The 235-nt window shown below is 43.4% G+C and carries 1 pseudogene; it reads right to left on the bottom strand.

Features of this window, described 5'->3' with window-relative positions:
* A pseudogene (locus AAEY78_RS15015) lies at positions 1-235 on the bottom strand (molecular chaperone DnaJ); the annotation flags it as partial.

Here is a 235-nt window from a genome sequence, read left to right as displayed (position 1 = left end):
GCACCATGACATGTAGTACATGTTTTAGGTTTAGAACCCGCTTTAGCACCACTGCCATCACATGGCTCACAACCAACCCATGTAGGTACTTTAATTTCAACTTCTTTACCACGAACAGCTTCTTCTAAGCTTAAGTCCATGTTATAACGTAAATCAGATCCACGTTGTTGACGAGATTGACGTCGACCACCGCCGCCACCAAAAATATCACCAAATACGTCGCCAAATACATCAC

This window comes from Psychrobacter sp. 16-MNA-CIBAN-0192, from assembly GCF_040309565.1.
Classification (GTDB): Bacteria; Pseudomonadota; Gammaproteobacteria; order Pseudomonadales; family Moraxellaceae; genus Psychrobacter.
Note: the sequence above shows the minus strand (reverse complement) of the source record. Positions and strands in the feature narration are given on the sequence as shown.